At 62.7% G+C, this 9,882-nt stretch carries 7 protein-coding genes and 1 pseudogene; 6 read left to right on the top strand and 2 right to left on the bottom strand.

Annotated features, from left to right (window positions below; all coding sequences use genetic code 11):
* The first annotated feature begins 29 nt into the window (after positions 1-29).
* The gene (locus tag WCB02_RS15260) at positions 30-1,010 is read left to right on the top strand and encodes an ABC transporter ATP-binding protein (protein ID WP_423959140.1); all 981 of its coding nucleotides are present in this window, start codon (positions 30-32) and stop codon (positions 1,008-1,010) included.
* A gap of 111 nt (positions 1,011-1,121) precedes the next feature.
* On the opposite strand, the gene WCB02_RS15255 is transcribed toward WCB02_RS15260, so the two are convergent.
* Positions 1,122-2,657 (bottom strand): ABC transporter substrate-binding protein, encoded by a 1,536-nt coding sequence (locus WCB02_RS15255; protein WP_423959137.1) that lies wholly within the window; start codon positions 2,655-2,657, stop codon positions 1,122-1,124.
* A 301-nt stretch (positions 2,658-2,958) separates the two neighbouring features.
* On the opposite strand from WCB02_RS15255, the gene WCB02_RS15250 reads away from it, so the two are divergent.
* The 3 genes from WCB02_RS15250 to WCB02_RS15240 all read left to right on the top strand — a co-directional run bounded on the left by WCB02_RS15250 (position 2,959) and on the right by WCB02_RS15240 (position 5,373).
* Complete coding sequence (locus WCB02_RS15250; protein ID WP_423959135.1) at positions 2,959-3,306, top strand: hypothetical protein; 348 nt, start codon at positions 2,959-2,961, stop codon at positions 3,304-3,306.
* 4 nt (positions 3,307-3,310) lie between these two features.
* The gene (locus WCB02_RS15245; RefSeq protein ID WP_423959133.1) at positions 3,311-4,615 is read left to right on the top strand and encodes a YcaO-like family protein; all 1,305 of its coding nucleotides are present in this window, start codon (positions 3,311-3,313) and stop codon (positions 4,613-4,615) included.
* Between the two features lie 107 nt (positions 4,616-4,722).
* Positions 4,723-5,373: a TfuA-like protein gene (locus WCB02_RS15240; RefSeq protein ID WP_423959131.1), complete on the top strand. Its 651-nt coding sequence runs from the start codon at positions 4,723-4,725 to the stop codon at positions 5,371-5,373.
* Positions 5,374-5,419: 46 nt separating this feature from the next.
* Here WCB02_RS15240 and WCB02_RS15235 read toward each other — a convergent pair whose 3' ends face one another.
* Entirely contained in the window at positions 5,420-5,725 is a 306-nt protein-coding gene (locus WCB02_RS15235) for a hypothetical protein (RefSeq protein WP_423959130.1), read from the bottom strand.
* A 1,091-nt stretch (positions 5,726-6,816) separates the two neighbouring features.
* Here WCB02_RS15235 and WCB02_RS15230 point away from each other — a divergent pair.
* A pseudogene (locus WCB02_RS15230) lies at positions 6,817-6,891 on the top strand (zinc-ribbon domain-containing protein); the annotation flags it as partial.
* Between the two features lie 162 nt (positions 6,892-7,053).
* Positions 7,054-9,882: AAA family ATPase (locus WCB02_RS15225; RefSeq protein ID WP_423959138.1), on the top strand; the 2,829-nt coding region annotated here is incomplete at its 3' end.

Genomic DNA, 9,882 nt, shown 5'->3' with positions numbered 1-9,882 from the left:
CCGCCGGATTGGAAGCGGGTTGCCGCGGCATGACGCATGCGATCGAGGTCCGCAATCTGTATCGCGAATTCCAGCAGAGCGGCGCCGGTTCCGCTCGCCCGGTGCGCGCGGTCGACGGCGTGACATTCTCGCTTCCTGCCGGCAATGTGCTGGGCGTGGTCGGCGAATCCGGCTGCGGCAAGTCGACCTTGGCGCGGCTGATCATGGGCCTGCTGCCGCCGAGCTCGGGCGAGGTCCTGGTCGACGGCCGCAGCCTCGCCGCCATGGACCGGCGCGAGCGCGCCCGCCTGATCCAGCCGGTGTTCCAGGATCCATTCTCCTCGCTGAATCCGCGGCAGCGGGTCCGCGATATCGTCGGCCTGCCGCTGGCGGCGCAAGGCGACCTGCCGAAGCCGCGGCAGCTCGACCGTGTCATGGAGATGCTGGCGCGGGTCGGGATCTCCAGCGAGATGGCCGAGCGCCGGCCGCGCGAATTGTCCGGCGGCCAGCGGCAGCGCGTCGCGATCGCCCGCGCGCTGGTGCTGCATCCCCGCATCGTCGTCTGCGACGAGCCGACCAGCGCGCTCGATGTCTCGGTGCAGGCCCAGATTCTCAATTTGCTCGCGGAGCTGCGGCGCGAGCTCGGGCTGACCTATCTCTTCATCAGCCACAACCTGGCCGTGGTCGAACATATCGCAACCGAGGTGGCGGTGATGTATCTCGGCCGCATCGTCGAGCACGCGCCGGTCGAGGCGCTGTTCCGCGCCCCCGCGCATCCCTACACCCAGGCGCTCCTGGCCTCGGTGCTGACGCCCGATCCGGCGCTCGGCATTCCCGATGTCGGTCTCGGCGACCTCTATCCCGATCCGACCAATATCCCGCCGGGCTGCCGCTTCCACCCGCGCTGCCCGCGCGCCCTGCCGCAATGCGCGGAGACCATGCCGGACAACATCCGCAAGGACGGCCGCCTGGTCGAATGCCTTTTGGCGGCGCCGGGCCAGGACACTATTTCCACATCGTTGCAGTTGTAGAATGGCTAGAGCGATTGGATCGGACCCTGGTCCGATCTCATCGCGAAACCCATCGCCGTGCGGTCGAAGTCGTGGGTTTCGCAAGCGCTCAACGCATCCTACCTTCTCCTGCTACTTCCAGCTCGACAGGTAGAAGCGCGGGATGTCGTCCGCAAAGCCCTGGAAATTGAGCTGCTTGACGAAGGCGACGGTACGGACCTGGCTGAACAACGGCACGAAGTCGACGCGCTCGGTGGCGAGATGGATCGCCTCGCTATAGGCGTGACGGCGGATTTCCGGATCGATGCTGGCGCCGGCTTTCTTCAGCAGCTCCTGGACATCGGCGTCATGGGCATAATCGTCGAGCCCGCCGCCGAGAAAATAGGGCATGAAAGCCGAGACATCGTTGACGGAATTGCTGCCCCAGCTGCCGCAATACAAGGGAGCCTCGCCCTTTTCCGCCTTCTGGATCACCGCGCCGATCTGCAGCTGCTGGACGCCCAGGTTGATGCCGACGGCCTTGAGGTAGTTCTGCAGCGCGCCGTTGATCTGCGGCGTGTTGTAGCTGACGAGCTCGGTCTCGAAGCCGTTGGGATAGCCGGCCTCGGCGAGCAGCTGTTTGGCCCGGACCGGGTCGTAGGGATATTTCACCGCCGCCGCAACGTCACAGCCGAACTGCGTCGGGTAGCACGGCGTATCGATCACCTCCGCGTCGCCCTGGATCAGCTGCCTGGCCATCGTGGCGCGGTCGATCGCCATCATGATCGCCTGCCGCACCTTCGGCTTGGTCAGCGGATTGTCGGCCCCGGTGCGGCCGGCGGCGTCGATGGTCATGAAATTCACCCGCATGGTGGCGAAGCGCAGCGCCTGCAGCATCGGCACCCGCGCGATGTTGTCGTACTGATCGGCGTTGTAGCCCCAGATCCAGTCGGCGCGGCCGCCGAGCAATTCCGTGATCTCTGTGGTGGCGTCCGGCACTTCATGGATCCTGATATATTTGATGGCGGGATGGCCCTTGGGGCTGCCGGCATAGTGGCCGTCGAACCGTTCCAGATCGATCTCGGTGGTGCCGTCGACCTTGGTGATCCTGTAGGGACCGGTGCCGATCGGCGCATGGGAGAACGCCGCGGGCCCGACCTTCTCGCGATAGGCCTTTGGCCAGATCGGCGTGACCATGGCCAGATATTCCATCACCGCTGGCGACACGCCGGTGAGCTTGATGCGGACATGGAAGTCGTCGATCTTCTCGGCGCCGGCGAGCGAGGTGTAGTAGGCGGGGATCGCCACCTGCTTGTCATGGATGATGGTGTTGATCGTGTACACCACGTCGTCGGCCGTGAACGGATCGCCATTCTGGAACGTCACGCCCTGGCGCAACGTGAATTCGAGCGTGGTGTCATCGACCTGCTTCCACGATGTCGCCAGCGCAGGCTTCATCTCCATGGTCGTGGGATCGCGATACACCAGGCAGTCGAAGGCCTGGAACGCGACCACCATGCCGGTACGCTGCGAATTGTAGTAGGGATCGACATCGGGAATCGCATCGCGCCAGGTGATGCGCAGCGTGTCGGAGGATTTTTCCGCCAGCGCAGGCGCACCGAGCGTCAGGCAGACGGCCAGCACGATGGCGTGAAGCCAGGTTTTCCGAAGCCAGATATTCGATCGCATTGCTCAAGTCCCTTCAAAGCCAGATGGCGTCAAAGATGCCACGGCGCCCACAGGCGCGTATATAAGCAACCACCATGCCACGCCGCCGGCTTGCATCTGCCTGGCGGCTTTTTCGGCCGGATCTGGCCCACCGCATTCGGCGAGTCTTGATATCCCGGAGCACACTTGACTTCAGAGCAGTGAGCCGTGTTCTATATTGGATATTTTCAGGAATTGCCGGGAGGATCGCATGTCGCCCGCGAGATTGAAAAAGTTTTTTGCGCAATGGCCGGCCTGGGGCGCACTCATGCTGGGATTTGGAATGTTCGCCGGGGGCGCCAGAGCGGATCAATCGTGGCATCGGCCATCGGAGTCGGCGCCCGATCCGTCGGTTGGATCGGTTTCGAATCTAAACGAGGTCGCGATCCGGCTTGAGGGCGACAATGTCTTCATTTCGCAGGATGGAAGCGTCTTTGAGGAGTTGCGGCTGGGAGATACACCCGAGGCTGCGCATCTCAGGAGACTGTTGCGGGATGCGGGCGCTCAGGGGCAGTCGGTTTCCGTTCCCGTCGGCGCGATGATCGTCGCAAGCGGGGGTGGCAGCGGCAAAGGCGAAAAACCCAAACAACGAGTCTCGACCAAGACGCCCTATCCAGGAAAGGGTAAGTGATTTCTTGCCGCGGCAACGCGATCTCGTTCCTCGAACATTGCCGTCATCCGCAGGCGCCGGGAGTTTTGGCGGATTGGCCGACTGTCTCGATGCGGCAGTTCGGAAGACGTTCAGGCTTGGAACACATCGGACGGTTGCCCCGGAAGACACCCTGGCGCGTGTCGAACCCAAGGCGCGCCAAATCGGCGTCACCCGACTGGGCAATGTGACGGGTCTCGATCGCATCGGGATTCCCGTCACTGTTGCCGTCCGCCCAAACTCGCGCTCGTTTTCTGTCTCGCAAGGCAAGGGGCTCGGTCTTGGCCAGGCGCTCGCATCCGCCCTGATGGAGGCGATCGAGCTTTTCCACGGAGAAGATCTCTCGGAACGCACGGTGGTGACGAGTTTCCGCGAGCTGTCGGCGAAAACCTGCGTCGTGCCCCCCTGCTCGCTGTGCGGCACCGGCACTCCGCTGCCCGAGCAGGCCCAAATAGGATGGATCGAGGGTTACGACCTGCTCGGCCGCGAGGCGTGCTGGGTTCCCTGGGAAGTTGTACATACCGACTACACCTTGCCAACCAGCCACAGTGGGGCTCATTTCCTTTCCGGCACCAATGGACTGGCCGCGGGCAATCATATCGTCGAAGCAATCAGCTCCGCGGTCTGCGAACTCGTCGAACGCGATGCTGTCGCCCTCTGGCATACTCAAGGCGTGCGCGAGCGCTCGCGCTGCCGGCTGGATGTCGGATCAATTGACGACGAAGCCTGCCTGCGCCTTGTTGAATTATATGAAGCCGCGGACATCGCCGTCCGCCTCTGGGATGTGACGTCCGATATCGGTATTCCCGCATTCATTTGCGATATTCCCGCCGTGATCGACGGCGTGTCCGGTGGGATGCGGCGATTTCGCGGAGCCGGTTGCCATCCGCATCGGGGCATCGCGCTCGCTCGAGCGATGACGGAGGCGGCGCAAATCCGGCTCACCTATATCGCGGGCATTCGCGACGATCTCCCGCCTTCGGACTATATGGAGTCGGAGTCGGAAAAACTGGGCGCGGCTCTGCTCGACGCCGTCTCGCGAGCCGCCGAAGCCCGCTCATTTCGCAATGTCCCGACCTTCGATGGCGAGGACGTGGTGGCCGACGTCCGATGGGAGCTGCAACGCCTGCGCGCCATTGGAATTGAGCGACTTGTTGCAATCGACCTCACACGTCCAGACATCGGCATTCCCGTCGTCAGAATCGTCGTTCCGGGTCTCGAATGGGATTGCACGCATCGTGACTATGTCCGGGGTCCAAGAGCGCGACGCGCTGGCGGTCGCGCCGAATGATCGCCGTCATTTTTGCAGGTCCATCGTTGCCACCATCTCTCGCACCCAGCTGTGCCGGGGTCGAATGGCGCCCACCGGTTCGCCAAGGCGACGTTTACCTGGCGGCCTTGTCGCGTCCCGCGATCATCGGCATCATCGATGGTTACTTCGAAATCGAACCGACGGTCTGGCACAAGGAAATCCTTTGGGCGATGGCGCAGGGAATTCATGTCTATGGCGGTGCCAGCATTGGTGCATTACGGGCCGCGGAGCTTGCTGATTTTGGCATGAAGGGCATCGGATATGTCTACGAACAGTATCGGACCGCGGGGCTGACGGATGACGATGAGGTTGCGGTCATGCATGGACCCGAGGACGTCAGCTACGTGCAGGTCACCGAGGCGATGGTCAATGTCCGCACCACGATCGATCGCGCCCTCGCGCTCGGCGTGATCGACCCGGTCCTCGCCGCGGACCTGGTTCGAGTAGCGAAGTCGATATTCTACAAGGATAGAACCTACGAGGCGATTGTCAGGACCGCAACCGAGCTTGGGCTTGCATCGAAAGCGCTTGGCCGGTTTGAGAGCTGGCTCCCCGGCGGCAAAGTCGATCAGAAGCGCATTGATGCGGTGAACCTGCTGCGGGCCGTCACGGCGCATCTTGCCGGTGGGGTGACGCCCATGCAGGTGTCTTACCAGTTCGCGCACACCTTCGCCTGGGAAGAGGCGCGCCGCCGGACTGAGACCGCACGGGACCTCGCAGCGAGGCCCGCGCCGTGATCAGGCTGAAGACCATCGCGACCCGGAATCCCCCGGGCTCGTCCGATCACGGCTGGCCGGTCAAAAGGCCGAGATCACGCAGGCATTGCACCTTCTTGGCGGGGACGTCGGCATCAAGGAAGTCGAGCACATTGACATCGCGACCGCGGAGACGAAAGTCGACCGGCTGATTTTGCGACGCATCCGCGAGCACCTTGTACTTGTAGGTCTCGACAAAATCCTCCTCCGGCGAAACCGACGCGAAGAAGCTCACGAATTCCCTGTTGCGATAGACGTTTGAGATCACCTCGCGCGCCCCATCGAGCTTGGCTCTGCTTGTCGCGGCCCTCAACCTGTCCAGGTCGAACGCCACGGCGGGATCTTTTTGCCTGTTGTCATTCTGATCGCCGAAGCCGACCCATCGTCGCATATGCCGATGAAATCTGTTCGCATCCCATGACGTACCGAGAAAAGCGTCCTCGAAGCATGCGCTACGCGGCGGACCGCTCACCCTTCGTCGGGGGTGTCGAGGGTCCGTGCCGTCGGCATTGGTATCTGCAAGCAGAGCGTGCCCCAGCTCGTGAGCGAGCGCGGCCAGAAGCGTCAACCCCGGATCCGGGGGTGCGGCCGTGTGCAAGCCGGGGAGGCGCAGTCCGACGTGTCCGTGATGCGATAGAAGCTCATCCACGATTTGGTTTTCGCTATCCGCAAATGATCGCTTGCTCCGCAGGTCCCGATCCGAGATGGCGACGTAGACGCCCGTCCCCGGCGGCCGATCGGAGCCCTCCCAAAAGCCCCAGGAACTCCAGGAATCGCGGGAAGATCGTGTCACAAAAAGCTGCGTCAACCGGCAGAGCTTGGCTTTCATGTAGTCGGGTGCCCGGACATACACCTTCGCCAGAGCTTCCCTTTGCCGATCGGTCACCGCGGCGGTTTTGTCGCAGGCCGGCCGCCGGTAGGACGCACCAAAATCGGCCAGCCCGGGATCATAGCTCGTGTAGCAAGCTTTCTCCGCAAACCTCTTCCCGTCCGGATCACTGTCGCAAGCTCCCTGAAAATGACTGACGGGCGGCTCAGTCGGGCCGGCCGGCTCGGCCGCCCGAGCGACCTGGGCCGAAAAGAAAAAGATCAAAGGGATCAACGCGCTGGCTTTCATCTATCACCCCCCTCTAAATACCCGCCGGCGGGCTCTTCCGGCCCCGCAAAATCCACTCACCGAGTGCGTCTCCGCAGATCGCTACGGCATCGAATTCGGCAGCGATCGCCGACCTGACAAAAATCAAAATAATAATACACCGGCCAAGCCGAGGCCATATTGAACAATCAAGCTGACCGGGAATACAACTCAAACTATTTCGAGTCCAATTGCAAAGCGTGATGTCGCGAACCGGGAGCTGTCGGGTGATGGGTACGCCCTGACCGACGATTGTGCTATGCCAAAATGCCCGAGCTTGTAGGTGCGGCATGGAATGCCCAAACTGTCACGCAGAGGTCCTGCTGCGCGCGAACTTCTGCAGCCGGTGCGGCTCAGCGTTGTCCCTCGCCTGCTCATCCTGCGGTGAGACGAACGCGTCTGGCTCGAAATTTTGCATCAGGTGTAGCGCGCCGCTCGCGGCAACCAGCGACGTCACGCCAAGTCCCGAACTGGCGCCCGGCCTGCCGCCGCGCCCCTTATCAGGGGAGCGTTGCCACCTCACGGTGATGTTCTGCGATCTCGTTGGCTCGACCGAGCTCTCCGTTCATCTGGACGTCGAAGACCTTCAGGAGCTGATCGGCGCCTACCAGAGGCGGGTTGCAGAAATCGTGACCAGGTTCGGCGGCTTCGTCGCTCGTCGCGTCGGTGATGGCGTGCTGATCTACTTCGGATATCCGAACGCCGATGAAGACGATCCGGAGCAGGCCTTGCGTGCCGGCTTGGCCGTGATCGAGGCGGTCGGTCATATCGAGAGTGACGAGCCGCTTCGGGTGCGGTTGGGCATCGCCACCGGTCTGGCCGTGGTAGGCGATCTCATCGGGTCGGGAAACGCCAATGATTATGAGGTCCTGGGCGAGGTGCCCAATCTCGCCGCGCGACTGCATACTTTGGCTGAACCGAACTCGATCGTGGTCGCCGAGGGCACAAGGCGACTGGTCGGGTCGGTCTTCAGGCTGGAGGATCTGGGATTCAAGGCGCTGAAGGGCTTTGCCGAACCTCAACGGGCTTGGCGGGTTTTGGGGGAGAACCGATTCAAAGGTCGTTTCGAGGCGCTGCGATCGGCCGAGACACCTCTTGTCAACCGCCAACAGGAAATCGACCTCCTGCTTCGGCATTGGGCGCTGGCAGAGGCAGGCCAGGGGCAAGTCATCCTGTTCTGCGGCGAAGCTGGCATCGGCAAGTCACGCCTCACCGTGGCGCTCAGAAATCTGCTCGACGCCGCACCGTATGCCAGTTTGCGCTATTTCTGCGCACCTCATCATCAGGATAGCGCGCTCTTCCCAATCATCAATCATCTCGAGCATGAGGCTGGATTCGGCCGCGAGGACACGCTCGATGTGAAGCTCGACAAGCTGGAAGCGCTGATGGCCGACACCTCTGCCGCTATCGGCGATATCGGGCTTCTGGCCGACCTGCTGCTGCTGCCAACCGACCGCTATCCAACCGTTGAGGAAAACCCACGACGCAGAAAGGAGGAGACGTTTGCTGCGCTGCAGCGGCAGATCTCCGGCTGGGCGCGGCAAAAGCCGGTGCTGCTGATTTTCGAGGATCTGCATTGGATCGATCCGACCACGCAGGAGGTGCTCGATCTCTTCATTCGGCAGATTGAGCACCTGCCGGTGCTGCTGATCGCGACTTTCCGACCGGACTTCCTGCCGCCGTGGACCGATCAGCCGCATGTCACCATGCGGATCCTCAATCGACTCAGTCGACATGAGAGCGAGGCTTTGGTTCGGCAGCTCGCCCCAAAGAGAGCGTCATTGCCGAGTGAGCTGATCGGAGAAATTGTCGAGCGTGGCGATGGCGTACCGCTCTTTCTCGAGGAGGTGACCAGGACGGTCGTGGACGCGGAACCGGTCGATCGATCGGGATCGCCGGCAGGGCGCCCCTCGCTCTCCGTTCCCCCAACATTGCACGCCTCCTTGATGGCGAGGTTTGACCGGATCGGCTCGGCCGCAAAGGAAATCGCGCAAATCGGTGCGGCGATCGGCCGAGAGTTTTCATACGAGCTCATTTCCATGGTCGCCCAGCGCTCGGAGCCGGAGCTGGTCGGGACGCTTGGCCGCCTGGTCCAGGCCGGGCTTATCTTCCAGCGCGGCGAGCCGCCGCGATCGGATTTTCTGTTCAAGCATGGGCTATTGCAGGACGCCGCCTACAGCACGCTGCTGCGCGGTCCACGCCGCAGGTTGCATGCGCGCATCGCCCAAGTCATCGAGGAGGTGTTTCCCGAAGTCGCTGAAAGCCAACCGGAAATGGTCGCGCGCCACCGGACTGAAGCGGGCCTGAAGGAACCTGCAACCATCTACTGGCAGCGCGCGGGCGAGCTCGCGTTGCGCCGTTCCGCCGGGAGCGAGGCGCTGAAGCATTTCGACAGCGCGCTGCGCATTCTGGAGGAATTGCCCGATTCGACGGAGCGCTGGCGACGGGAGCTCGACATTCGTCTCGGTCTGGGCACCGCGCTCATCGCGGCGCACGGTTTTCGCTCGATGGGCCCGGAGATTGCCAAGCATTATGCGCGGGCAGCGACCCTCGGGAGGGGGCTTCAAGATGACAAGAAGCTGTTTAGGGCGATGTGGGGGAGCTGGTACGCAAGTCTGATCGCCGGGCAAACCGAGCAGGCCCTCGGAACGGCGAACGAGCTCGTTGAGGTTGCGGAACGGCTGGCCGACCCCGATCTCCTGCTTGAGGCCTATCATTCGCGCTGGGCCAACTCCCACGTCCTCGGACTCAATTCGATCACGCTCGTAGATGCCCAGCGCGGGATCGCGCTTTATGAATCAGACCGCCATCACGCCCATGCCTACGACTATGGGGGCCACGATACCGGCGTCTGCGCCTACGCACACAGCGCCATAACGCTATGGATCATGGGCTTTGCAGCGCAGGCGGTGCGAATTTCGAGTTCGGCGCTCGACCTCGGACATCGGCTGGAACATCCGCCGAGCCTGGCGCATGCGGCATGGTGGTCGGCCACCCTTCAGCAACTGCTTCGGGCGCCGGCGGCGTGTCGGGAGCTTGCCGAGCTGACGATGCGTATCGGGCGCGAGCAGGGAAGCAACACCTTCGTGATGTGCCCCCTGCTCCTGGGCTGGACGAAATTCGAGTCCGGCCAGGTCTTCGAGGGCCTGCAAAGCATGGAGGATGCGGTCAGTGCGACCCGGCAGTCGGCGCGGCGGTTTTATTATGAATACGAGCTTCTGGTGTTCGCGGAGTCTCTCCTGAAAGCCGGCGAGACCGATCGGGCCCGACAGATCATCCTGGAAGCTCTTGAATTCATGACCACCAGCCGCAATCGCCTGTTCGAGGCGGAGGCGCATCGCTTGATGGGCGTAGGT

The sequence above is a fragment of the Bradyrhizobium sp. genome (assembly GCF_049581145.1).
In the GTDB taxonomy this organism is placed as follows: domain Bacteria; phylum Pseudomonadota; class Alphaproteobacteria; order Rhizobiales; family Xanthobacteraceae; genus Bradyrhizobium.
The sequence above is the reverse complement of the archived record's forward strand: the minus strand, read 5'-3'. Positions and strand labels throughout refer to the sequence as shown.

Coding starts and splice junctions, on each gene's coding strand:
- WCB02_RS15260 (WP_423959140.1), top strand. CDS start 30: ATGACGCATGCGATCGAGGTCCGCAATCTGTATCGCGAATTCCAGCAG.
- WCB02_RS15250 (WP_423959135.1), top strand. CDS start 2,959: ATGTTCGCCGGGGGCGCCAGAGCGGATCAATCGTGGCATCGGCCATCG.
- WCB02_RS15255 (WP_423959137.1), bottom strand. CDS start 2,657: ATGCGATCGAATATCTGGCTTCGGAAAACCTGGCTTCACGCCATCGTG.